This window comes from Methylobacter svalbardensis, assembly GCF_037671525.1.
In the GTDB taxonomy this organism is placed as follows: Bacteria; Pseudomonadota; Gammaproteobacteria; order Methylococcales; family Methylomonadaceae; genus Methylobacter_A; species Methylobacter_A svalbardensis.
The window spans coordinates 1-25,130 of the sequence record NZ_JAWPOH010000051.1; the positions used below are offsets into that span (position 1 = coordinate 1).

27 protein-coding genes and 1 pseudogene are annotated in these 25,130 nt (G+C 41.7%); 6 read left to right on the plus strand and 22 right to left on the minus strand.

Going from position 1 to position 25,130, the window contains the following annotated elements; all coding sequences use genetic code 11:
* From RW114_RS21020 to RW114_RS15790, 14 genes are all read right to left on the minus strand, one after another.
* Positions 1-72, minus strand: a 72-nt coding sequence (locus RW114_RS21020) for an IS4/Tn5 family transposase DNA-binding protein (RefSeq protein WP_422614827.1), incomplete at its 3' end; no start/stop codon positions are given.
* Between the two features lie 1,070 nt (positions 73-1,142).
* Positions 1,143-2,348, minus strand: a complete 1,206-nt coding sequence (locus RW114_RS15725; RefSeq protein ID WP_340123716.1) for a type II toxin-antitoxin system HipA family toxin — start codon at positions 2,346-2,348, stop codon at positions 1,143-1,145.
* Positions 2,341-2,586 carry a helix-turn-helix domain-containing protein gene (locus RW114_RS15730; RefSeq protein WP_340123717.1) on the minus strand — a complete coding sequence of 82 codons (246 nt, stop codon included), beginning with the start codon at positions 2,584-2,586 and terminating at the stop codon, positions 2,341-2,343. The genes RW114_RS15725 and RW114_RS15730 overlap by 8 nt, the downstream gene beginning before the upstream one ends.
* Before the next feature lie 464 nt (positions 2,587-3,050).
* Positions 3,051-3,710: a hypothetical protein gene (locus tag RW114_RS15740; protein ID WP_340123718.1), complete on the minus strand. Its 660-nt coding sequence runs from the start codon at positions 3,708-3,710 to the stop codon at positions 3,051-3,053.
* A complete protein-coding gene (locus tag RW114_RS15745) occupies positions 3,694-3,996 on the minus strand; it encodes a hypothetical protein (RefSeq protein ID WP_340123719.1) in 303 nt (100 codons plus the stop codon). Before RW114_RS15745 ends, RW114_RS15740 begins: the two co-directional genes overlap by 17 nt.
* Positions 3,993-4,631, minus strand: coding sequence for a hypothetical protein (locus RW114_RS15750; RefSeq protein ID WP_340123720.1), 639 nt, complete (start codon positions 4,629-4,631; stop codon positions 3,993-3,995). Before RW114_RS15750 ends, RW114_RS15745 begins: the two co-directional genes overlap by 4 nt.
* Before the next feature lie 29 nt (positions 4,632-4,660).
* Positions 4,661-5,434 (minus strand): ribonuclease toxin HepT-like protein, encoded by a 774-nt coding sequence (locus RW114_RS15755; RefSeq protein ID WP_340123721.1) that lies wholly within the window; start codon positions 5,432-5,434, stop codon positions 4,661-4,663.
* A gap of 35 nt (positions 5,435-5,469) precedes the next feature.
* Complete coding sequence (locus RW114_RS15760) at positions 5,470-5,760, minus strand: hypothetical protein (RefSeq protein ID WP_340123722.1); 291 nt, start codon at positions 5,758-5,760, stop codon at positions 5,470-5,472.
* Positions 5,757-6,392, minus strand: coding sequence for a metallophosphoesterase family protein (locus RW114_RS15765; protein WP_340123723.1), 636 nt, complete (start codon positions 6,390-6,392; stop codon positions 5,757-5,759). Before RW114_RS15765 ends, RW114_RS15760 begins: the two co-directional genes overlap by 4 nt.
* 154 nt (positions 6,393-6,546) lie before the next feature.
* A complete protein-coding gene (locus tag RW114_RS15770) occupies positions 6,547-7,770 on the minus strand; it encodes a type II toxin-antitoxin system HipA family toxin (RefSeq protein WP_340123724.1) in 1,224 nt (407 codons plus the stop codon).
* Entirely contained in the window at positions 7,767-8,087 is a 321-nt protein-coding gene (locus tag RW114_RS15775) for a helix-turn-helix transcriptional regulator (RefSeq protein WP_340123725.1), read from the minus strand. Before RW114_RS15775 ends, RW114_RS15770 begins: the two co-directional genes overlap by 4 nt.
* A 61-nt stretch (positions 8,088-8,148) precedes the next feature.
* Complete coding sequence (locus RW114_RS15780) at positions 8,149-8,469, minus strand: hypothetical protein (protein ID WP_340123726.1); 321 nt, start codon at positions 8,467-8,469, stop codon at positions 8,149-8,151.
* Positions 8,470-8,483: 14 nt separating this feature from the next.
* Positions 8,484-8,807, minus strand: a complete 324-nt coding sequence (locus RW114_RS15785; RefSeq protein ID WP_340123727.1) for a hypothetical protein — start codon at positions 8,805-8,807, stop codon at positions 8,484-8,486.
* 1 nt (position 8,808) lies between these two features.
* Complete coding sequence (locus tag RW114_RS15790) at positions 8,809-9,480, minus strand: metallophosphoesterase family protein (RefSeq protein ID WP_340123728.1); 672 nt, start codon at positions 9,478-9,480, stop codon at positions 8,809-8,811.
* Between the two features lie 73 nt (positions 9,481-9,553).
* Between RW114_RS15790 and RW114_RS15795 the strand changes: the two genes are divergently transcribed.
* Positions 9,554-9,712 (plus strand): hypothetical protein, encoded by a 159-nt coding sequence (locus tag RW114_RS15795; protein WP_340123729.1) that lies wholly within the window; start codon positions 9,554-9,556, stop codon positions 9,710-9,712.
* Between the two features lie 589 nt (positions 9,713-10,301).
* Here RW114_RS15795 and RW114_RS15800 read toward each other — a convergent pair.
* Entirely contained in the window at positions 10,302-11,144 is an 843-nt protein-coding gene (locus tag RW114_RS15800) for an EamA family transporter (RefSeq protein ID WP_340123730.1), read from the minus strand.
* 304 nt (positions 11,145-11,448) lie between these two features.
* Between RW114_RS15800 and RW114_RS15805 the strand changes: the two genes are divergently transcribed.
* Complete coding sequence (locus RW114_RS15805) at positions 11,449-14,649, plus strand: DEAD/DEAH box helicase family protein (protein ID WP_340123731.1); 3,201 nt, start codon at positions 11,449-11,451, stop codon at positions 14,647-14,649.
* Between the two features lie 338 nt (positions 14,650-14,987).
* Here the strand turns inward: RW114_RS15805 and queE are convergent, their stop codons facing one another.
* The 5 genes and pseudogenes from queE to RW114_RS15830 form a co-directional block, all read right to left on the minus strand.
* Positions 14,988-15,623, minus strand: coding sequence for a 7-carboxy-7-deazaguanine synthase (queE, locus tag RW114_RS15810; RefSeq protein ID WP_340123732.1), 636 nt, complete (start codon positions 15,621-15,623; stop codon positions 14,988-14,990).
* Entirely contained in the window at positions 15,624-15,986 is a 363-nt protein-coding gene (locus tag RW114_RS15815) for a 6-pyruvoyl trahydropterin synthase family protein (RefSeq protein WP_422614828.1), read from the minus strand.
* An 84-nt stretch (positions 15,987-16,070) separates the two neighbouring features.
* Positions 16,071-16,716, minus strand: a pseudogene (locus RW114_RS15820) (6-pyruvoyl trahydropterin synthase family protein); the annotation flags it as partial.
* Positions 16,717-16,718: 2 nt separating this feature from the next.
* Positions 16,719-17,423, minus strand: a complete 705-nt coding sequence (queC, locus tag RW114_RS15825; protein ID WP_340123735.1) for a 7-cyano-7-deazaguanine synthase QueC — start codon at positions 17,421-17,423, stop codon at positions 16,719-16,721.
* Between the two features lie 389 nt (positions 17,424-17,812).
* Complete coding sequence (locus tag RW114_RS15830; RefSeq protein WP_340123736.1) at positions 17,813-18,646, minus strand: hypothetical protein; 834 nt, start codon at positions 18,644-18,646, stop codon at positions 17,813-17,815.
* A gap of 245 nt (positions 18,647-18,891) precedes the next feature.
* On the opposite strand from RW114_RS15830, the gene RW114_RS15835 reads away from it, so the two are divergent.
* From RW114_RS15835 to RW114_RS15850, 4 genes are all read left to right on the plus strand, one after another.
* Positions 18,892-19,347: a hypothetical protein gene (locus RW114_RS15835; RefSeq protein ID WP_340123737.1), complete on the plus strand. Its 456-nt coding sequence runs from the start codon at positions 18,892-18,894 to the stop codon at positions 19,345-19,347.
* Positions 19,348-19,655: 308 nt separating this feature from the next.
* On the plus strand, positions 19,656-19,886 hold the full coding sequence (locus RW114_RS15840) for a DUF4160 domain-containing protein (RefSeq protein ID WP_340123738.1): 231 nt from the start codon (positions 19,656-19,658) through the stop codon (positions 19,884-19,886).
* Entirely contained in the window at positions 19,883-20,386 is a 504-nt protein-coding gene (locus tag RW114_RS15845) for a DUF2442 domain-containing protein (protein WP_340123739.1), read from the plus strand. Before RW114_RS15840 ends, RW114_RS15845 begins: the two co-directional genes overlap by 4 nt.
* Before the next feature lie 23 nt (positions 20,387-20,409).
* Positions 20,410-21,486, plus strand: a complete 1,077-nt coding sequence (locus RW114_RS15850) for a helix-turn-helix transcriptional regulator (protein ID WP_340123740.1) — start codon at positions 20,410-20,412, stop codon at positions 21,484-21,486.
* 97 nt (positions 21,487-21,583) lie between these two features.
* Here the strand turns inward: RW114_RS15850 and RW114_RS15855 are convergent, their stop codons facing one another.
* Complete coding sequence (locus RW114_RS15855; protein ID WP_340123741.1) at positions 21,584-22,600, minus strand: DUF932 domain-containing protein; 1,017 nt, start codon at positions 22,598-22,600, stop codon at positions 21,584-21,586.
* 491 nt (positions 22,601-23,091) lie between these two features.
* The gene (locus tag RW114_RS15860; protein ID WP_340123742.1) at positions 23,092-24,879 is read right to left on the minus strand and encodes an LPD7 domain-containing protein; all 1,788 of its coding nucleotides are present in this window, start codon (positions 24,877-24,879) and stop codon (positions 23,092-23,094) included.
* Positions 24,880-25,130: the final 251 nt, after the last annotated feature.

Consider the following 25,130-nt stretch of genomic DNA (forward strand, 5'->3'; position numbering starts at 1 on the left):
CTTTATGGCTCTATTCTTTAGTCGTTTATCACCTAAATCTAAATTACGAAATTCTGTATTTGCCCAATTCATAGCTAAAATGATTCTACTTTACTAAATCTTAACAACTTGTGTGTAAGGAGATGACCTGAACCTTATCAACATTCCCTAAGAGGCGGGGCAAGATAATACTTGATCAATATTATTTTACGCTCATTCCTAATCGATTTTAAATCACCCCGTAGTAACCAATTTTCTTACACAAGTCTGAATAATAATTATAAATCCATAAAGTGGCTTTTAGCAAAAAAGCATGCAATTTACCAGACTTTTCTGGCTTATGTATAAAATAATGGTATTAACCAGAGTAAAGTTCACCACATTTTAACTACGATCTAATAATCGCCAATGTCATAATTAAGCACTTTAAATGTTATATTGTCTGATTATAGGTTTTAGGTTGACGCAAGTTTTTCCACCCTTACTTCGATTCTATTGCCGAAAAATAATCAAGTAGTTCCCAGTGTCATTATCCATCTTTAAACAGGACAAAGTATCCTATACACTTGAAGCAAAGAGTTATGATAGTAAAGTTCGTATGTCATGACGCCATTAAATTTTTTATTCAACGACTTTAATTAACCAACCATGACACGAATTGCAACGCTGACATCAACTGTTTAAATCTTATTCTTGTCATTATTTTATCCCGTTTCTTTGTATTTTTTCTTAAATGCATTATTATGTTTATTGTAATTTTTTTATAAAAAAGACAACCATAGCTTCGTTCAAATCCAATAATTACATTTTTCACTCAATGCTGTCTTAGCCTTTTCTTTCTCTTAAATTTTTCAAAAAAATAAAAAAATTAACATGTAAAAAAAGCGTTATTTTTTTCCGTACAAAGTCAAAGTAATGTTAAAGCATAAAAAAACACATATAACCCATTGATAAAAAAATAATATTTAATAATACAAATGATTTGCATCCCAGTTTCATGATTTCAAATTTTTTTCAACCTGATTTCAATCCCATTAATATGATTTGAATCCCGAAAAGATGATTTGAGTCCCGTGGTTGATCTGTACTCAATACGTCCAATTTTGGGCATTAAAACGGTGCATGTACCAAGTCAACCAACCATGAACCAGACAGCCATGGTTTTACAGATTAATCGATAAATTCAAGCCTTTACCCCATTCAACAAGCATTACCTCACCTACTTCCTTGAAAAAATCGTTGTTTTGTATATAGTTAACCGCTTCATCAGTTGCACGTAATACACCTTCAACAACTTCAGCCATAAGCTCTCTTGTGCGCGCATCAGAAATGTCGCAGTGCGCGCGAGCAAACGCAACCAGTGCTTTTGCTTTAGGCCACCGTTTCGTTCCACCCAGCGTCAATGCAAGAATATCAGTGGAATTATAAGGCGTAGTGGAAACAAGGTCATAGATCGGTGACAGGCAAACGGTACTCTCGGTATCGTTATACAGCACACCGAAGTTTTTCAAATGAGCATCACCATTTTTTATTGCACATGACAAAACCAGTGCTTTGAAAAAACTCTCCAGAGCGGGTCGCACTTGATCTGGCGACACAAAATCCTTAATGCGCTTAGCGATGTTCTCGTAGGAGCCTTCATATTTCCGATCAGATGATTTTCCGTTAAGCACACAAAAATCTTCAAATCCAAGGTACGTATCGTTTTTCAAATCAAAGCGTTCAACGATTAAAAACTTTCCACCTTCGGATAATTCAAAATTGGGTACCTCTAATTTTGCATGTAACGCGGCTCGCATACAAAAATATTCATTAGCAGCCAATTGGGGAAATTCATCTGCATTCCATGCTTTAACAATATGGGTAGCGCCGCGATGCGTAACACGACCTTCACTAACATGACCACTGTCGCGCACCATAACCTTTGGCTGGGCTCCAGAAATACCGGAATAAACAGCGTAACGACTCAGCAGACTCTCAAATAAACCGTCGGCACCGTCATGTATCAATAGTTCACTTAAATCCTGTGTAGGTACATCCGTAATTTCTTCACCAGAAGCTATAAAACGAAGCCTGCCAATCTGTGACTTACCAACAATCTCCAGTAATGCCAGATCATCAAAATTGGGCAATACTTTACTAAATTGTTTACGCAAGCGATCCCCCAGCGCCCCTTCCGGAAGATTCATGTCAAAGATTGGATGGAGTCTATAATCCGAACTGTACTGATCATTTACGACAGGCATACTTAGCGACACTGCGTTTTGATAAGGACACTGTTCGTTATAGCTGAAGCCGTATTTATTATAATCAACCTCTGATTTAAACAGGCTTCCGGCAAACTGTTTCCCTACATACACTCTAAGCATCACGCTGCTCTTTTATAAGCTGTTGCAACGTGGGTCTCTTAGTTTTTTCTTGCACAAATAACTCTAAACCCAAAGCAGCGCAAATAGACAATATTTTACGAACACCAATTTCAGGAATTGTCCCATTCTCGATACCAGAAATAGTGGCTCGACTCATCTTGAGTTGTGCGCTCAAGTTTTCCTGTGAGATTTTTTTATTCTTTCTTGCTTTACGTATAACCTGCCCTATTTCATCCAAGTACATATTGCATCCTACACTATACAAAAATATTTTTTAAAACAAACGGCATTGTATACAGTGCATTAATTTTGTCAATTATTGATATGGGAGGTGTTAATTGAAGACCTGATTTAAAACACCCATTTAACGAACAAACTTGCACCACACTGGCAACTGCTTCGCATGAGCGTTTGTCAGATGATACAAAAACATCAGCTTTCAGAACTAAAGTACTGCCCCAACATGAATAACCCCCCAACGCATTGTTTTATTGACTAAAGACAGACAAGCAACCTGCTGCTGAAAAATTCCTTAAAGAACCCCATCATTCGATTTTTCTCTCAGATAATTCACAAGAAGTGAAAGCATATCTTTTCAACTCAATATCTTTGCGCGCTTTAATGCTATGAGTAAATTTCCAACATCATCTGACTCACCGCCAGTATGTTTCCACTTTTTAGCTGCGAAATTCGCTAACTTTGTTATTGTTTTTGTGGGACCCATCCCGACCATTTATCACCACCGATTTCGTTTCTCTTTTTATCTGCTGCAGTAAGCGCATCGTCATCAGCGTCCTTGATTCGCCCCCACGCCGCGTCAAACGAATTAATCAACCCATCATGTTCAAGTTTTTGAAGATAAGCCGCCAGGGTTATGAAATGAGTTTTTTCAGTAAAACCAAAATCAGTATTAGCCGCCGCCTGGAGTCGAACAACTTCACACTCTTCACAAATAATCAGCACCAGTGAATCACCAACCACTCCTGGCAGTGCCTCATCGATAAAATTTAAAAGAAAGTCTGCAATTGCAAGACCACCACGGTTTTTACCAAGGGATTCGCCTCGCATAAGTTTAGCCTCATCATCAATGCAGACGGATGTTTTAACAATCGTAATGCGATCAAGATTAGTCTCAACAAATTCCTTAAATTCTGGCGTTTTGCTGATGATCTCATTAAAAATGCTCTGGATAATCACAACCTCAGTGTTTTTCGCTACCAATAAAAGATGAAGAAGCCCTGCTGTGCCCAGCGTGTTAATGGGGGCGGCATCTAAAATTACAATACAGATCAGCTCCACGCCGGAGGACATAATCTTCTCAAAATGAATCCCTGGCGGCATCCCTTTAATTTCTTCGAGCATCACATTCTCCATATTTTTCTCTCAAGTAATTTACAAGAAGTGAAAGCATATCTTCGGCATTCAATATCTCCACACGTTTTAATGCTAGTAGCAAATCTTCAATATCATCCGACTCAACACCTACCCTATCATCGGATAATTTGGTAATAGTATCGGCCCATTCATCCGCAAATGTTTTGACGTAGGCGATATTGTGTTGCTTGGCCATGTCTGTAATGTATTTTGCCAATCCTGTGGTCGGAATATTTACTACAAGCGGCATGTCTTTACGAGCCACATCTTTCACGAGTTTCTGAATAAATCAACAAACGTCTCAACCTGTCTATCGAGCTCTTCCTGCGGCAACGATGGCAAAGGAATGTTTGCATCACCCAGCATCGGCAGTAGCTCAGCATAATCACGAACGCCTACTGCATTAATGGTTTGTTCTTTCGTCAGAAGTCCACGCGAAAACTTTAGCAGCGCTTCGGTTCTTGCTTTTGCTGCGTCAACCAGCATGGATACCGACATACAGCGCACATTGTCAGGGAGTGGACGAATATAATTTGGAGACTTTTCGATATCGCTCTCATCAAACAACAGAATTATTTTACCTGGCGGTGCCCTCTCAAGTTCTTTATTCATAACTTCACCTGCCGCCCGTTCTTCACGATGTCCTATTTTTGTATCTGGATTAACTCCGCGTATGATTTTAAATTCATAATACGCCTCTGTTTTTGCAATAAAAACACTATTCTGATGCGTACTGAGCCAGTTCAACATTTCACTAGAACCTGGCTTGTCAGTAGCCACAAACATCACCATGTCCGGAATAATTACCTTTGTGTCAGGTATTAGTAAGGCGTCAAGCGAACCTTCTATAGCAAATGTTAAAAGCGGCCTTGCATCCGCCACAATTAACGTAGTTTTTGTGTTAGCCATTATTCTGTCCCTTTACAACTTTTTTGGGATTATTCCGGATGAAACTTTTTCCAAGCTTTTTCAACCTGCGCTGCAACTTCCGCATCGGGTGGATCAGGAATGCCGTACCCCGCATTACGCGACCAAACAATCACTTCTGAAACACTTGGATTTAGAAATCCGCCTATATTTAGTTGTTGTGTTTCCCACGCGGCATTTTCAGCGGTGATCTGTCCCTGCGAGTAGGCCTTCAATTGTGCTCTGACTATATCTGGAATATTAATATCTACTCCATATTTATTACTCATCGGAATAAATTCTCGCCTCGCTAATTCCGCTTTAAAATAATTTATCTCATTTATAACGACAGGCACGATAGCGATGACCTTTTCAGCGTTTTCTTCTAAATTCAGACTGCTCACCATAAAGCCGTAGCTATCCCGCTCTTTCGCACTAAACAGTCTTAACTCATGCAGTATTTTAAGAGTTTCAGGGCTAATTACAGCAGACCTGACACCGCCCTGTATTTCCTCAGCCATGCTATCCAACATGGCTTCATCTATTAATTCGTCATCCATATGTGAGGCACTACCAGTGGCACCATCAATTTCAATCCCGATTCTTATTAAAATTCGTTCAATGCCAGAATATATTTTTTCAATGGAACTGGCGCATGCTGTTTCAAATACCCATTTTTCAGTGTCTGTCTGCCGGTTTGCTCTTGAAGTTGAATATTCAATGGCTCCCTTCAATTCTTCCATTTGAATATTTATATTCGAAAACTCTCCGTCAATATCTGTAAAAAGCTCATCTTTTTTCGACATGATTTTCTCCTAAATAGCGCACCTGGTACATGTACCTAATCTTTAAAACGCATTGGCAACGGCGGTACACAATCAACCTCGGCTAAACCAAGGCGATAGTGCCAGTAGTGCCAAGAGCGCTCGTTAAACCAACCTATTTCTGCATGAGCTATCACGTCACGCAAAGCGTCATCACCAACCAGTTTAACAAGGGCGCAAACATCATCCCAGTCACCTATATTCATGACTTGAGCTATTATTCGCTCTGGAAATGCAACGGCGTCATCCGGTGTTTTCCACCAGATATATTTAGCAAAAGGCTTCAAGGCTTCGCGATCAAATGTCATCGTTCAACTGTAATCAATAAATCCGGATCAAATCCCGTACCTTCCCCAGGATAACCACGCGGATTACAAACAACACGCGTACCACTAACTTCACTTGGCGATTCCCAATCAACAACGAGGTGTAAATGACCATGAATCCAAAGCGCAACCGAGTCACCCATTAGCGACTCCCAGCTATTTGCATAAGACGCATCAAGGTGCGACTCACAACCCTCAACTCGATCATTACCGAACGACTGCATTGACGGCGCATGATGCGTTACAACCACCGTTGGCCCAGCAAACGGTTCAGCAAGACGATCACGCAGCCAGCGCAACGAAAAATGATTACGCAAAACAAAATCATCAGGTCGCACTTTTCGATATCCAGCTGCCCTGATTTTCTTAAAATCTGTCAGCTCGCGTTGCGCTTCGTATTTAGCCAAAAATGAGTTACCTGTTGACGTGTAATCCGTCCAGCAAGTAGCACCTAAAAACCGCACACCATCTAAAAACCGCACACCATCTAAAATCCATTCTCCATTATCTAAAACACGTACGCGCTCGCAAGCCGCCGCACGCATTTTCTCAAGCGTGCTATCCAAATGACCGCCATAAAATTCAGATTCCCAGGCACATAGATAACCGGACAACTAAAGACATTCCGTGCCCACTCCACCCCCTGTCCTTTACATGAATATCGCCTGCAAGCACGACAACATCCGCTTCACTTGCTGCCTTGAATGGTGTAAATTGCTGAAATTCATTATGCAAATCAGAGAGTATATGAATTTTCATGACCTTTAATTAGCTTCCCATGAAGCGATATTGCTTAGCCAAAGCGTCTAAATTTTGTTGAATTTCATTTCGCTGCTGAGCATCAACTCCTAATTCATGGGCTAATGCCCTCCATTGCGACAGCGCCTCAAATGTTTCAGCGAATATCTGTCGAACGCCCGATGCATCGATTCCACACAAAACACCCAGTTTAACAAATACACTCGCAGGAATATTCTTGCCATAACCAGCCACTGACATACTTTGTTCCCCACCATGGCATTGTGTAAAGGTAATATCATAAGCAGGAGACAACCGCCAAACGCCCTTGCCATCCATAACAAATGAAAAATTTTTGGTGTGATCATCCTGATTATTGCCAAGAATATTAAAGACCATCTGTCGATAAACCTGTTTCGCATCGTCTTGATTTCTGGTTAAAATCGATGTCAACCGTAATAATTTTTCGTAATCAAAATCAGGCATTCTGAAATTGGCATGACTTAACCCAGCAAGGCTATGCACATGCAAGCGCTGGTTATTGATACGATCAAAACGCTTTACCGCAAAATATTGCTTACCATTAGCCATAAGCAACTGTGTTTCAGGCATATTAATATTAGCTAGCCTGAGCATTCTGGCATACAATTCTTCGATTAATCCCTCATTATCATTAGTCGCGTGAAATTTGATAAGCCACGCCTGGTAGCCGTCAGGCAACTCGCGTTCACCAGAAACAATTTGGTCGCCATTTATGCCAACAACAACTTTTGGTCTGGCACCACCTGGCGAGCCTCCTGCCCTTAATAATTCTGGCAAAATATCCTCTTGTTTTCCTGCGAACACCTCTGCAGCCTCGTGGCTTAGCTCGCTTAAACTTAAACTATCATAAGATGATGGCTCAGAATGGTCTGGCTCATAAGTGAGCGCACCCATGCCCGTAGAACCAATGTATAACAACCTGTCCATCGGCGTTATGTCCCTTACATTAATCCCTTTTTGTCTTAAAAATCGGTCCATAAGTAAAAGGCCCCAGCCATCTGGAAGAGAGTCGTCAAATACGCCGTGTAGTCCACTAAAGGGAGCATCCGGAGCTTTGTTAACCTGGTTATTAACTGGCAAATGAAAGGGAGATATCTGCACGCCAGTAGAAATAAACTCTGGCGTGTATTGAAAATAATTATGTTGGTCTTTTCTTAATAATCGGCCAACCGAAAGCTTCTTCCCTTCGATGTTGAGAAAAATGTTAATCATAGGGTTCCACGCTTCCTTTTAACTTCCGGTTTAACCGTCACCATTTCATCCAGCGAACTGAAAACTTGCTCGTCACTGTCAAAAACTCCTTTTAACCTGTCCAGATCGCCCAACACGAAAGTTAACCTTAAAAACTGATCCAGTGAAATCTCGCCCGTAGTTTCATAACGTTTTAGCGTAGAAACAGGAATTCCGGTTTTTTCACTCAAGGTATCCCGCTTCCAACCCCTTTTTAAACGAGCACCTTTGGCGGCTTTGGCCAGTTCAATTTTGGCATCGTAAGGAAGCCACTCATTAAGAGATAGTATTTTGTCCATAAAGTATTATTTATAACAATAAGGGATAGTATGCTATCCATTATATATTAAATACTTATTTTTAGTCTTTTTCCCAAATTTCAGTAAAAATCTTAACTTGTTCATCAATTTCTGATTTTGACAAAGCTGGAAGTGGAAGATCCGCATCACCCATGGCCACCAACAGCTCCGCATAATCCCGAAAACCAGAGTACTCAATGGCTTGTTCTTTTGTAAGCAATCCTCGTGAATACATCACGATTGAATCATCAGCTTTTGACTCTGTAAGAGCTTCCAACTGCTCTATGATTAAAGCAGTTAAAGTTGCCCCACGTGCCGCCGCAACTTCCCTTGCTTTAGCGACTAATTTGTCAGGTAAATATATTGGTGTGCGCAATAACATGCATCTTTCCTGTATTATTTTAAATACTCATCAGTGACATCTTTTTCATCCTGGACATTGTTAAAACCCTTCCACCGTTGCCAGACATAGCGTGCATCTGGATGATCACCAGGTTTCCCGTGTAACTTATACAAGCGTCCCGATCTGGTTTCAATCAACCGATTTTCCTTATCAAATGATTGAATGGCCGATGACGCACGCCCCTCACTATCTTGTAAAATATATCCAACAAGATGCCGCGTAGGCTCAGTATTTTCACCGTATATAACCTCTTTAATAGACCACGCTGCGATCGCGACTGCAAAGTCATCTTCCGGATCTGGAATACCATAAATCATTTTATTTACCTCCCATTAATCGCTCACCCGCAAGATTAACTACCCCGCCAATTGGCGCACCTGTTACGTCTATGCTACTCACGGAATCCTGATAATACTTATGATGAAGTCCATGAAAGATTTTCGTTGCTCCAATAGCCTCCGCCAACTCGTCAATCACTTTAAAGCCATGCCTATGACAGCTCGGTGCCACATGGGTCACCAAAATATCGGCTCTAACACTTTTCTTCATCCGTTCAAATTCGTGATGCCAAATCGCGTTATCCAAGTGCAGCGGAATTTTTTTAACATTTGACGGTTTACATTGCAGCCAATGTTTTTTGCCAATCCATTTGGGAATGCTGCCAGGCATCCAAATCCGCTCCATAAAAATCCCGCCTAGACCAGCAATACGAAGACCATCAATATCAACTACTTTTAAATGCAGGTTGTTGTAATACAGCGCTGAATTAAATAAGTTCTCATGCTCGGCAACAGAATCAAAATCATGATTACCTGGAATCCAATATATCCTTGTCATGCCGATAATGGGCTGCAATTGCCGTTCTAACGGAACGTCAAGATTGTAATCCCCCAGCAGCACAATGGCCTGTGTCTTATATTTAAAGACAGCAAAGACGATTTGCTTAAAATTGCCGTGTGGATCGCCGCAAAATAAAATCTTATTTGGCATTCGTAATGTCTCCTGCACGGATTAAAGTCAGTAATCATTATATGATATGTTTTAAAACTTAAATATAATTATTTTGACTAATTTTAAAATCACCTTTAATCCTGAAAGTATGAATTTAATTCTGCCATTATTGGCAGGAGGGGGGGCAGATGGAGCGTTTGAAAAATTTCCACACATGCATCGTCACAAAAAGATTGTCAGTCTTTACGACTTAACTCAACGCCACACATGAAGTCGTATGCCCATATTTCTGCATCGATGTACTCTCGAGGATTATCTGGATAAATTTTGGTATTGAAGAAAGGTGTGATGTGACTGGACCTTCTTCGAGGTCAGAGATGATGACGTTCATAAGGCGAATGATCAAATCTCGGGGAGTCGCTATTTTTGCGAAAGCTTTTATGAGCATCCCTGCTCAACAAGCGGCAAAAACTACGCGACCGCTAATGCCTGCGGCGGCCCCAGCCGTCCTGATCACTCGATCGCTACCCAACAAGGGGTAGCTCACATGCTCTCCAATGACTCGACGCGATTTCGTAAAGCCTGCATTTTCACTTCGCAAGCTGCGTGAAAACACATGCCCTATCGCTTCTGGGGACTACTCGACTCCTGTCTCGCAGCGAATGATGTACTGCACTTCTTCTATTGATTGACATTTTGGCGCATCAGTCTCGGTTAGGTAACCAATGACCAAAATCCAGGGTAGTTACGATCCCTCAATAAAATTGATTTCGGGAAGTTATTTTTTAGCAGATCCCAAGCGGGATAAGTCGATCTCTCACCAAACTGCAATGAACTTTCTATGCCACCACCTACCACACTCACACGGTAAAAAGAATGATGGCAACTAATGCGGCAATGATTCCATTCCACTGAGGGAATGATATGCGTTCTTTTAGAATTAACCATGCTAGGATGACCGTTCCACCTGGATAAAGTGAACTCAAGACGGCGGAAATATCCAAACGCCCCGATTTGAGCGCTAAGATATAAAAGAGGTTCCCCCCAATATTGCAAACCACATTGACCAGAATAATTCCCCATGCGTCACGTTTCACAATGAATGTCTCACGTCTCGCCGCCACAAAGATGAACGTCATCAGGGTTCCAGTTGAATAACTGGCGATCATGGGCCAAATTGTTGATGGTATACCAATTACAGCGTAGTGCATGAATATAAAGTAGGATCCAAAACCGAACCCAGCTAGAAGTGGAAGAATCAAATTAAATAAACGGTCAATGTGAAGTCGCTGCTCACCCCCCTGTGAAATCAACCACACTGCGAGGAGCGCCGATCCGAACCCTATGAATTGAATAGGTGCAGGAAGTCCCTGTGTAAAAGTTCCGACGAGAACAGGAAGCGCTGCGGCAAACAATGCTGAGACAGGCGCGGCGATACTTATCTGTCCACACGCCATACTGTAAAATAGAATAAGCAAACTAATCGAACCAAAAACCCCCGCCACACCTGCAAGTATTATGGATCGTGCCTCAGGGACTGTTTCAGGATATATCGCTAAAGAAACAAACAAAGCCAGCAATCCCAAAGCGTTGCTGTAAAAGACAGCGCGATATGCGCTCAGTTTACGGGCGGCAAGGGCACCTGCAAAATCTGCTGCACCCCATGAAAGCGCTGATGCAATACCATAGAGGATGGAGAGCATACTGTATTTTCCTTAATGTTTTGTTTCAGGAGTTGCCCAGTCATTCGGCAGATGTATGTCTATATCAAATTTGCCGTATTTTTCTTGATTGTATGGTGACACCAAATAGAGTACCGCAACTCATTTCATAAGGCTAGACCAGCATTAACTGCTCACTTTTGTAAAAATATTTTTACTTAACTTGGTTACAGTTATTTTTAAAAGCGTAATATTGATAAAAGTTTCTGATTTTACCGGATTATAGAGACACTATTGCAAACTGGCATCCTGCCAAGCCCGCGCACTGGACAACTGAGGAAAAAGCGTGACTGATCGGCCACTAATTTACAACAAACTGGTAAGAGACCTGATACCGGAAAAAATTGCTCAATCTGGCAAATTTTCATCGTCTGGAATCTTAGACAACCAAGTTTTTCTGGATTCTTTGCGCCTTAAAATACTAGAGGAAGCCCATGAACTTTTCCATGCCGACAAACGGGATAAAATAATCAATGTGTCCGCGGATCTACTTGAACTCATGTCCGCCATCCTAAAACAATACGGCATTAAATGGGATGAGGTTTTTTCACAGCAGACTGTAAAACACCAAGAAGATGGCGGATTTAATAAAAAGCTGATGCCCTATGCAACTGGAGCTAGCCACGGTATTGTCAACCTTGGTGATCGACACCCTCGTCTTCCACAACTCCTTACCTTCAACTCATTGACCGGTCTGGTAGATGTTATCAAACGTGAGCTAGAAGATGCCGACGCCCTCTATATAGCATCGGCTTTTTATTCTCGGGGTATGCTTAACCTGCTGCTTGATCCATTCCTGGAGTTTGTTCGTCGCGGCGGCAAATTACGGCTACTCACCTCTGTCATGGGCAACTTCAATAATCCAAATGACTTCCTGCATCTTGCTGCACAAATTCCAGAAATTGACGTAAAAATTTTTTACCCACTCAATGAGCATGGGAACGCTGATTTCAACCAGCAACCACCGCCATTTCACGTCAAAAGTTTTTTGTTTGAAAAACCGACCGGCCAGCACGCCCTTATCGTCGGATCATCCAACCTTACCGGATCTGGCCTTGCCAGAAACCACGAATGGAATTACTTTTCCAACAGTGAAACTAATCTCTTGCTGAAAAATAACCTTTCCACATTCCAGTATGCCCGGCAAGAATATGAATCATACTGGAATGAATCTTCGGTACCTGTTGATGATCGCTTTATAAAGGCCTATCTGCCTCGATGGGAAAAAGCCCATGAACTGCGAACAACTGTTGCGCACGAGATGGACAGAACATTTCAGACTGCCTTAGAACCCAGACCGGCACAAATAACAGCTTTACAGTCCCTTGCAGATCGCCGTAAACGGAGTATCAAAAAGACAGCCGTGATTGCCGCCACCGGGCTTGGAAAAACATATCTTGCCGCTTTTGACTTCAAACAGAGCGGCATGCGCAATGTTCTTTTCATTGCCCACAGGGAAAACATTCTTATAAAAGCAATGAATACCTTTCGTGAGGTAATGTCTGATAATTCTTTCGGTACGGTTTTGTCCGGATCAAGCAAGCCAACACAACCAGCTGGTAGCCTGTTCGCCATGGTACAGACCCTTTCACAGCCGACTACCCTGGCGGACTATGCTGATAACGCCTTTGATTATATTGTCATTGATGAATTTCACCATGCGGAAGCAACTTCATACCAGCGAATTTTGGAGAAATTTAAACCCAAATTTCTTCTTGGACTTACCGCCACGCCGGAACGTATGGATGGGCGTGACGTCCTGAAAATATGCGATTATGACGTGGCTTTTGAAACCCGTCTTTTTGATGCCATTGAAAACAGATGGCTGGTACCGTTTCAGTATTTTGCCATTCATGATCCCACTGATTACTCATCACTGCGCTGGACGACAAGCCGTGGATATATGGACAGTGAACTGGATGAACTATTGATGCACGACACTCGTGCAGAGCTTGTATTCAATAATCTACTAAAATTCCTCCCTTCGACCGGCAAGATCAAAGCACTGGCATTCTGTTCATCAAAAAACCACGCCGAGTATATGAACCGAAAATTCAACGAACTTGGTGCATCTACTGGAATGCGTTCAATCTGTCTGCTTGGTCAGGATAGCATTGAAGATCGTGAACGTGCCATACAACAGTTGCAGGATGAGAATGATAATTTGCAGATTATCTGCTCAGTTGACATCTTTGGAGAAGGTATTGATATCCCGGCAGTCTCCCACGTTTTGTTTCTGCGCCCGACACAGTCATTCACTGTATTCATTCAGCAACTTGGCAGGGGATTGCGCCAGTTGCCGGAAAAAGATTACCTTGTAGCACTGGATTTTGTGGGTAATTTTCGCCAGTCCTATGTGGCAGCGCTGGCTTTGCGCGGCTATACCAGTACTGAGGAATACAAGAAGTCCAGAGGTAACAAGAAACCGGAAAAACAATTACCGACAGCCTGTCATGTGGGTGTGGATACAGAAGTACAGTGTATATGGGATAAGGAGATCAAGCGGATTTTGACGCCTGCTAACCGAATTGATGCGTTGAAGGAGCTCTATCTTGAATTGCGTTCAAGCCTTGGAATGTCGCTTTCATTGATGGATTTCTTTGCTAATCCTGCCATCCATGATCCTTATGTATTTCTAAAAGAAGAAAAACTTGGTGGCAACTGGCTGCGAGTCAAATCATTCATGGATGATCTGACAACGTTTGAAGCGACACTGATAGGAACCCCTGCTGAGGAGCTATTGGAGCACATTGAAAAAGAACTCAGCCCGGTAAAATCATACCAAATGGTTATCTTAAAATCACTTTTGGCCTTGGGCGACACTGAATGGTCACTAGATGATATACCCCATACTTTTCTGGATTATTATCTGGAAAACAGAGACCGCCTTGCCGACTGGGATGAGTTGGCAAAGGTTGAGGATCCAACCCAATTGTCACTAACGAGCATAGCCGCGCATCTTATAAGGGTGTCTCTGGATAAAATGACAAATACCGGCGGCGATTTTTTTGCGCTGGATCAACAACAAAAGATATTCAGAATTCAGGAAGAGTTTCACTCATTCTGGATAAATTCTGAGTTTCAACAACTGATTGCAGACCGTGTAGACTTTGGCCTGACAAGATACTTCTACCGGAAAGATAACGCCTCTGTTTTGGCCGAAAATATGCGGGGCTTCGCTGTTAATATTCCTTATGCTACCAAACCTGACAGCGGTTATTCCGGAAAAATTCGGAAAGTTATTGCTGACGATCCCAGCTCAAATAACTGGGAGTTCAATTTTGGCAAGAAAGGTTACACCGGTAATATGGATCTGGAAATTCAGACAGATCAAACTTTTGTGGCCTGGACTCATACCCGTTACGATGATATCACCCGTTTTCCTGCGAGAATCAGGGCAGCAGCAACAGCTTTGTTTAACGAGGGCCAATACGGTGCATTCAGCATATCTGCTCGCGGTACAGGGATTTTCATAAAAAGGAAATAATAGCTGCTCCGTTGCAAGGAAATTCTAAACCTATGCTCATAGCGGGCTAGCCGGACAAAGGCGTCACCAGCAAGTCTGGCATATTTGGGTTAATTCGACCTACACCTGTTGGAGATCCCGTACATCAAGTTGTACGAGCTAATGGAACGGTTATTGTCAGCGAACACATCCTGCGATGTAGTAAAATTATCAAGAGATGCATGCGCAAAATATAACTGATCAGAACACAAAATGTGATTGATTCATGACCTTCGCCCAACCCTCCCAGTCCTAATCCAGGATTCTTTGACCTACAGTACCAGATTGCAAAATGATTGATTATAGAGTATCTACGCGCTTTATCGAATACCGATAATTTTATGAACTTGGACGCTCAACCACCAACACGGGTGTGCCTTGCAATATTCAATTGCAAGCCGCGTATTTTTCTCACGTTCCAATCCATCCATTGGTTGCAAATAGAAGTTTTGAAAAGCTAAACTTTCGTACATCTCCGGAGTTGCACCTTCCTGTGGAAAGATCAGTTTTAGTTCATGTCCTTCTTTGAGCACTAACTTTGTATCTGCCTTAGGACTTACACATATCCAATCTATCCCATCTGGTGCAGGCAAGGTGCCATTAGTCTCCACTGCAACTTCAAACCCATATGCTTGAAATGCCTTTACTAGATTCACATCCAATTGAAGCAACGGTTCACCCCCTGTACATACTACAAGAGGCTTTCCTCCCGTTTGCCAAGGCCACTCATCAGCGACAGCTTGCGCAAGATCATCGGGAGAATTGAACTTGCCTACGTCGACAGCACTATTCCACACAAAATCAGTATCACAGAATTTACATATAGCCTTCTCGCGATGTCTCTCTTTACCTGACCACAGATTACAACCAGCAAACCGACAAAATACTGCCGATCGTCCAGTATTGGCACCCTCACCCTGAAGCGTGTAGAAGATTTCTTTTACTGTGTATGACATTTAAATAGGTAAAGCAGGTCCGATTTCGCCCCAACTCAATATGGCACCACATCCTCGTGTTTCGTAAAGATCAATACGATCAAGATGAGGTAAAAGCGGCGAAGCCTGATCTTTAATCCACCTTACAAGGCTCGCTATATCTGTATCGACAAGTCCAGGCATCTCATGTAAGGGATGGTGATCTAGTCGTTTGAAAATTGGATCAAACAATTGCTTTACATTACCAAAGTCCACAGTCCATCCCATCACTTGATCTAGCTGTGCATGGAGGTGCAGTCTTAATGTATAGGTATGTCCATGAATTCGCCTACGACAGTCACCTTCAGGCGCATACTGAAGTTGCATGGCACTATCGAAAGTCATTTCTTTCCAAATACGATAATTTTCCCCATCAAAATGAGCCCCACAACTTGCTGTCTCGTATACTGTAACCCATGATAGTTCAGGCAACTGAGGTTTAATACGCTGCCAAATCCAATTCGAAATTACCTCACTGGTAGGGTTTGTTAGAAGGTATGTCATTGAGGCATGCATGATCCAACTCCGCATAAATTGGTGCCCACAGAGTATCTAGATGATCGTAATCAACCCCAATTTCACGAGCACCTAAATCTTGATTAGCGTGAAGTATTACCTCAAATCCATGCCCATGCATACGTCCGCACTTATGACCCACTGGAACATTTGGCAATTGATGTGCTGATTCAAAAGTGTAGCGACGCCAAATGTGGGCATGTTCTTTTAGGTCTAGATCGACACCTTCATGCAGCGTGCTTTGGACACCGATGCTTTCGATACCGGATATATCAAGACGAGATCTAACCCAGCGCGCAAGATTCTCATCCGTAGGTTGTTCCAGTTCATGGTTGAGATCGCTGTAATCAAGCGGAGAAATGGTAGCAATCAATTTTTCTCTGAGTTCTTCAACCTCGCCTCCTGAAAAACTAGCCCATCCTTCTGGCAAGGCGCAGCGGACTTCTGCCAGAAAGCTATGGCCGTGGAGTTTTCTTGAGCGATGCCCATCGGGTAGAATCAATACGCGTCGAGCTGCTTCGAAATTTGCAGCAGCGGTATAAAGCAGTTGCTCAGCCATAATTAAGATAATCTAAATTTCAAATCAAGTGGATCCACAACACCTGCTTCTGCAAATCCCTTAGCACGTAGTTGACAAGAATCGCAGTTGCCACAAGGTGCACCATTTGGAGCAGGATCGTAGCAGGAACAGGTGATTGAATAATCAACATCTAATTCAAGCCCTCTTTGAATAATTTTAGCTTTAGTCAGGTGAATAAGGGGTGTGTGAATTTTTATTTTGTGCGCCCCCTCTACCGCAGACTTAGTAGCGAGATTTGCCATTTTTTCATAGGCATCAATAAATTCTGGCCTACAATCTGGGTATCCCGAGTAATCTAAGGCGTTCACACCAATATAGATATTGTCAGCCTCAAGGACTTCTGCCCAAGCTAATGCAAAGGACAAAAAAATTGTGTTTCTTGCTGGGACATAGGTTACTGGAATCCCCTTCCCCATTTCTATAGAGGAGCGATTTTTGGGAACTTCAATGTCACTAGTGAGTGCTGATCCACCGAAAAGTCGCAGATCTATATCAACCACTATATGCTGTGCAACTCCTATCGCCTTAGCAACATAGCTTGCATTATCAAGTTCGACCTGATGTCTTTGCCCATAGCGAAATGAAAGTGCATAAATTTCAAATCCCTCTGTCTTTGCAATTGCAAGGGTCGTTGTTGAATCCAGTCCACCACTGAGTAAAACAACTGCTTTTTGAATAAAAGACATGTTTAACCTATTAAGTTTTTATCGTTAAAAAATTGCATTAAAGAAATCTATTCAGTTACTCTGCTTTTGGGGCTGATTTTTGGTTTTAACCAAAAGTAGTGAAAGGCAAAAGTTTCATGGCGACCGAATGACGCTTTTTTAGAATTAAAAAATTTGAGTGAACTTTCCATGTTTCGAATTATGATAAGTTTAGTTTTCAAAAGGCTTTAGTATTAAAAATTCCGAATAGAATATACAGTCATTTCTAACCTACGTATAGATACTTAATTATTAAGCAAAAACGGCTCATTACTTGTAAATCAAGGCTTACAGACAGCTTTCCGTTTCATGAGGACTCCCGCAGAGCTTAGTTTACGTTACTTGCGTGACAACTCGTAAATTGTCTGAATTTAGGCAAACATGCAATCCATCAGCAAAGGATCAAATTCTACGCTATGAACATTGATTGCCTCGATGAATGACTGAACCCATTGATAGAGCTTAGGGCTGTCGTATAGCACTTCGACATCGAAATCAGCGCGATGATAAATGCGCTTTTGGGTTAGCTTGGTGGCTTTCATTACCGCATCTTTGCTGCTGTACTTTTCGAGTTTTTTCAGGAATGCTTTAGCCCGTTTTTCTTCATTTTTAAACAGCTGCATGAACACAATATGATCATACAAAGGTTGAGTGTCGGTTAAGAGCAGGCACATACACAAGGGTTTCAATATCTTCATTCTTTGATAATAAAAGCGTGCCATGCGCAATCTTTGTTTTGTGGACAACAAGTCGTCTGTTTTCGATTTTCCCAGAGCATTTTTAATGAGTCCCGCTAAATCCAAATCACTTTTTGCCTGATTGGCCAGTACTGACACGATCACAATATTGTCAGGGCAATAGCCGCGCGTATTGTCGATGCGATCAATCGACCAATCCGTGTCATTGTTTTCTGCAAAGGTAAATGGCAGCTCGGTTATGGGGCAACAGCCGTTAGTTTGTGCCAGCTGAATTTTTAAATCTTTTGCCGTGATTGTCACTTCCAGTCCTTTAACCAGGGCCCGATCACGCAGTGTCATCAGTTTTCGCTCATAGAGATCCGGTTTTTTTTGGGTGACTTGCTGGTGTTTGGCCGCTTCATAGCCATAGCGAATTTGCTGGCGTTGGTTATCCTGAAAGCGCGAGATATCTAAGGGTAAATCGAAGCGGTAATGATCGAAACCAATTTCAAAAGCTAAACCTGACATAAATACCTCATAAACTTATTTAGGGCTGCTTTCGTCAGACGTGTTTTTTGCTGACACCGGAATCAGTTTACGGTCTGACCCTTACAGAATGTGTAAGGGTTAGATAGGGAGCGTATGAAATATAATTTTCGGCGTATTTTAATTAGACAGGTTTTAAAACATAACACAATTAAGCTAACAAAATTTATAGTATGTATGTTTAAGTGAGATAATTTATTCATATTTTTAAACTATTTGAGATTTAAATGACCTTCACTAAATCAATTGAGCCCGTCCTGTTTTGCCTGAATTTGTTTTATAAAAGCGATACACCCCAAGGGTTCGGAATTGGATTGACGCCAGAATATTTTGAGAGCAATCCCGAACTGATGTCGAAGATCATCGATCTGTCACAGATGACTATCAACTACTACAAAACTCTCGATACAGACGAAGAGCGCGCGGAATGCGTTGCTGACTCATGGGAGCAACTTGAAGAATGTAGAGAATTTTTAGTAAATGATAGAGCCAAGCATTTACCAAACCTTGTAAGCGGGTCAGAAACGACTGAGTTTAGCAATGAAAGCTTTGAATGTCTTTCTTTAGCGCTTGATAATATAACCTTCTTAGAAAGCCTGGGTTTGCTAGTCAGCGATGAGTATAACGGTGTTCAGTGGACCTGGGTTGGGGAAGAGCAAACAACAAATATTACGTACCACTGATAATTCTCAAGTTTATATGCTCCTAAATGTGCTAAAAATGACACATTTATCTTGTAGCCTAGGCGATGATTTTGCTTTTCTGATCTTTTCCTGAGTCCGGATGTAGCTTGGTTAAACAGCCTTACAGAATGTGTAAGGGTCAAATCCTAAATACCATTAACTGTACGATTTGTTTGCGGGTTATACGGATAAGAACGGCTGATAACATTGATTAATTACTTAATTAGCCGAACCTACGTAAGCGATATAAAAAAGATGACACGCCAATTTTGGTTGATATAGTGCAATCATTGCACTACAATAAATTTATGCCAGTCATACAACGATTTTCACAATCTCGCGTCAGAATTAACGCTAATGACCATCCGCCACCCCATTTTCATGTCCTTATGAATGATGGGCGAGAGGCATGGGTCACGATCGCTGAACTGAAGATCGTACACGGAAAAGTCAGCGCTCGCGAAATAGACGACGTACTGGTTTGGGCAAAAACCAATCGCGATATGCTTGCTGCCAAATTTGAGGAATTACAACGATGAGCAAAGAACACTTTCGTCTTACCGCCGTTCAGGCATTTAATGAATACCAACTCCGGCTAACTTATGCCGATGGCCAAAGCTTTGAAGTTGATTTAACTGCACTCATTAGCTCATCAGCTTTTCTGGCACCCTTAAAAGATATATCCCTATTTGCTCAAGCAAAAGTCGGTTTTGCTGGTCGATCTGTGGATTGGATCGAAGATGATCTGGATCTTGGTTCTGATAATCTGCGACACCTCAGCGTTGAGCAAGCAGGTGGTATTGGACATGAGCGACTCTGGACCTGGCTACATGAAACAGGACTCACGCTGGAGCAGGCCGCCGCAGAATTGGGGATTTCACGTCGGATGCTGATTTACTACCGTGATGGCGAAAAGCCTATCCCTCGCTCTATCTGGTTGGCTTGTTTGGGCTGGGAGGCTGTGCGCCCCAAAGGTCTGGATCTACCCATGCATATTCCTTCAGCCGTTGAGTACGCTGAACTTCATCCTTGTACATAAAATAATCAACAAGGAGCTGTGCTTTGTCTGATCAAAAATCACAAGCAATAGTTCAGCGACGACTACTGGCATTGGAATCCATTCGCAGGCTGAGTGGTCGCTCAGAACGCTGGGTTACAGTTGCAGATATTGTTCAAGATTTAAAGGATCAGGGCTATGCAGTTGAAGTTCATAGCATCCGTCGGGACTTAAAATCCTTACTGGAAACCTACCAGCAACTTGAGTGCAACGACAATAGTAACCAGGCAGGAGATTCCATTAGTGGTTTAGCTCATGGTTACCGCTGGTCAGGTAAAGACAATCAGGCTAACGGAGGCATAACCTTACCCGAAGCCTTATCCTTGGTCATGGTTGAGCGCTATCTTAGTCAATCTTTGCCAGTATTGTTGACACGTTCCTTACACGATATATTCAACAAAGCCCATCAGACACTGGAATTGCACAAAAAAAGCCTCGTCACCCAATGGCCTGAAAAGTTTTGCGTTATACAACCTGCACAACCTCTGATTCCGCCTGAACTCAGCCACGAAATCCTGGTAGTCGTGCATGAAGCCTTATTAAACGAAAAACAGTTGCATGTCACTTACCTGGCCACTAATCGAGAAGATGCAAAACAAAAAGAATACCGCTTGCACCCTCAAGGTTTAATTCAGCGCGGCCCTGTCACTTACCTTGCAGCAATGACCAATGATTATGAAGATGTGTATTTGTACGCATTACACCGAATGAAAACGGCTCAGGTCTTGGAACAAGAATGCCGCCATAAACCAGCGTTCAATTTGGCTGATTTTGCAGAAAAAAAAGGGCACTTTGGTTCTGCTTTGGCTATTCATTTTAAAGCACGGATTTGTGATCACCTGGCATTGATGCTAGAAGAAACACGTTTAAGCGAAAACCAGATAATAAGCCCCGTTGATGATTCCGGATATAGGGAAATTACTGCCGACATTACCAATACCTGGCAATTGCGATGGTGGATTTTAGGAGAAGCTGATCGGATTGAAGTGCTGGAACCTGAAGAACTGAGGCTACGAATTTCAGAGTCGCTTTTAAAATGCAGTCAGCAATATCAGAATGAAGAAGAAGCCCCTTTACGATAATTGCTGACCATTATATTATTATTGAGGGAATGGCTTAGTTCTACTGGCTTCTACTATCCGATAAATAAATAGATTTTAAAACACCAAAAAATCAAATTTAAACAGACTTCAGCATGTTATAAGCTTTGGTTTTTAGCGCGTCACCAGCACCAAACCAAGCTCCAGCAAGTCGAGTGTCTACAGAATTACCACGTTCATGATCTACGAACTCCGACACGGCATTCAGCATCACCCATTTATTCTTTACACCCGCCAAATCAGCGCCTTTAATTTTACCGTCGAACAATTCCAGAATTCGACAATAAGCCTTTGAGCCACGCACATCCGGAAGTTTACGGCCTTGACCAGTAGTTGGCGTAATCGAGTCAATTAACTTGAATATAAATATATCAGCCTCAGTTGCATTCATTGACTGATCAACCAACAATCGAGTGTTGACCATCCACCGCTCATAAACATCAGCCACAATGCCAAGTTGCTGACGAATTTCATCCGTATTGATCTTGCGGGAGTGTGGGATACGTACTAATGTTGAAACGGCCCGATCCTCTGTGTCATTCTCAATCTTACCTGCTGAGTCAAAGCCTCTGCCGACTGCCATGGTTATTGTGTTGCTACAGACCACGCGTATCGCGGTGAACTTTGCTATTGTTGCCATCGTGCCGTCATACGACGTTGCAAATAAAACATAAGGCCTGACAATATCCTGACCCACAATTGGTGCGCCTTCCCCTACCTTAGCTAAACCCCAGACCCGCTTACCACCAGAAAGAACACCAGCCACTTCAAGCTCAAAACCACCAATCTCAGACAACCTGCCAAAAAAATTCAATATCTCTCCTGGCTGCACAATATTATAGCCTTTCGAGACTACAGAAAGTGGAGCACCTGTATCTGATCGATAGAGAACGTCGCGCCCATCAAACGATTTGATATCATTGTCACTGTTGTAGCAAACTGGACTACGGAGAACATCATAGTTCAATCCCGCCTCCCTGGACCAAACATCCATGCCCATTCCAGGAGACAATTTTTGGCCTAATCCATGCCAGGGAGTATCACCAACAAATGCGATGGCATTGCGGCCTGCCGTTTGATCAATTTCATGTGCCATTATTTTTTCCTGGTTATCTATTAGATTATGGGTGATTGTTTACTCTATGGCGAACTCAAAATCAATACGTTGTCCTTTATACGCTATTGACTCAAAAACTGGGAAACTTCAGTTATAATAATATTTGCATTTTATAAGTAAGCGATTGATTTTATATACACAAAGCCACCCTTTATGCAGGAAAAATAAAAAGATGCTACGAACCATAGCCTGTAGCTTCATCAGTAAAATTTATGGGGACAACATACTTCTTTTGTTTAATTATACACGTAATTTTGTATTTTTAAAAACATATCATATAAATTATTTGTTTAATACTCCAATTTCCAATTGACTATCCTTGACCAAAGACATCTAACCACCATTTGTCGACTTTGCTTAGAACGACAAATTACTTTTTTATTGACACTATCCAATAGACAGAACTAGCGGGGGAATTTAACTAAAAAATGAACTCTCAACAATTTTCATTTTTTTGCTAAACCTCTAGTTCAAACCATTATTTTAGAATGATGCTCGCGATTCCAGACTAAGTCTTTTATTAAGTTTTCTGGTATCCCTGGACCATTAACTATTTTAAGATCCTCAAAGGCATTTTTTAAATCGTTGATTACTCTACTACTAACTTCCCCGTCTGTTGTCACATGAAGCTCCATCCGAACATTTTCATACTGCTTCAAATGTTCAATCTGTCTTTTCCCAGCTGTACCACCTAATGATAAATACAGTATTTTCCCCAATAGTTCCGGATGCTGTTTTGTTTCTAGCCGCTTTAATGCTTCAGCATCTATAGCGTTCAAGGTAATTATAACTCGTTCAATTCTGCCATCTTGAGGGGAATTAGCATGGTAAATTCCTTTCTGACCGCCTTTAACAAACCACATTGGAGAATTTTTTTTCGATTTAATTTCAAAACCGACAATGTTATTGGCTGCATTTCTGTGAGCAAAAAATACCTCACCGTTTTCATTTACGCGAGAGTCATTACCGAGGCCATGCCTGTGCAAGCCTTTATTAGCAAGGACTGCTATATTCTCAGCATTATTCGACGCAGTATTGAAGAGATGCCGAACATATGCAACGTCGTAAGCCTTGTGAGCCTCAACTTCAACATTTTTAGGGAACGACCTATTAAAAATATATAAACGTTGAGCCGCAACATCGTAGTTAATACATTCTTCACGCCTAATAAATTCTTGAGCAGTGCCACTAATATCAAAACCTAACGCGCATTTCATGAAAAACACATCACTATCAGAACTAATAGTAATATTTAATATTTTATTGCCTTTAATTAGACACACTGCATTGCCTTTTTGTTTTTCGATGCTGTAGCCATATTTCTCGGCGATCTTTAACAGATTTGCAGCTTTATTTAACTTGTCACAGGCCTCTCTGTCAGAATAATCTATGTATTTTTCATTATCGACTAAAGAATGAGCGGTAATTGCATTAACCTGTTGCTTTGCTAAATCTATAGCTCCACTACTCTCTTTCAATGCCCTAAAAATTTCAAGCGCTTGTTTATCATCTGACTGAATTTTCTCAACTCCAGATTCAAACGCGATTTTTGCAGCTTTCGCCTGAAATTCTGAATTCCCATTGATTTTTATTATCTTGCCCCATTTCTCAATGGCTAATATCATCGCATCACGAATTGACTGATCTTCTTGATTACTGATACTGATCGTGTTCCCATAATCCTTAAATTTGACTTTATAATCATCAGTCTTAACGTAGGCAATATGCGTTTTATTGTCGTAAGCTTTATATCCGAGTTTTTCTACCTCTTTTGAAATACTTAACAAAGCTTGATTGTTACGCTTTTCAGCGGGGGGATGAAGGGATTCATTTCCATGTTCAATTCGTTTCTGTTTGTCTATTTGTTCGCGCATTTTTGATTCCATATAAAAGTGTTTAGCCAGGTCGCCTTGCTCACCGTCTTGCTTAGATTGATCGGCAAGCCACCGATGATAAGAATTGTGTTTCTGTAATTTTTTCTCCAGCGCGTCAAATTCATCTTCGAAGGCTTTCTGACGGGCAACTTGTTTTGCTTTAAGCTCACGTTTCTTTTTATCTCTTTCTGCCCGTAAAATTGCATTAACGTCAGTGGTTGAGAGCTTTGATCCTGGTGGCAACTGAGCATTAATGGCATGCGCTTTTATTCGTGAAGCGCTTAGTTGGACTTGAAGCTCGCGCTCTTCATTTTTTTTAATGTCAGTTAAGTCAGATGTACGCTTCTCTTTTTTCAATGTGAAGACAACTTTTCGTTCGAGCATTGCTTTATCGAATTTAGCTTTAACTCGATGTTCAAGTTTTTAAGCTTAGAAATACAGCCGGAAAACGGGTAAGCTAATCAGTGTAAACTGCCACGTATTTCAACACTATGTTGATGTACGAGCCGGCACACTTTATAAAATCGTTTGTCACTGATTTAGATGCAGCCCTGGGAAAGCTAAAGTCCAATGCCAGGCTGACGCACCTACAAAAGACTTGGCTAGGATTTTGTTTAACGGGGATGTTACTGACC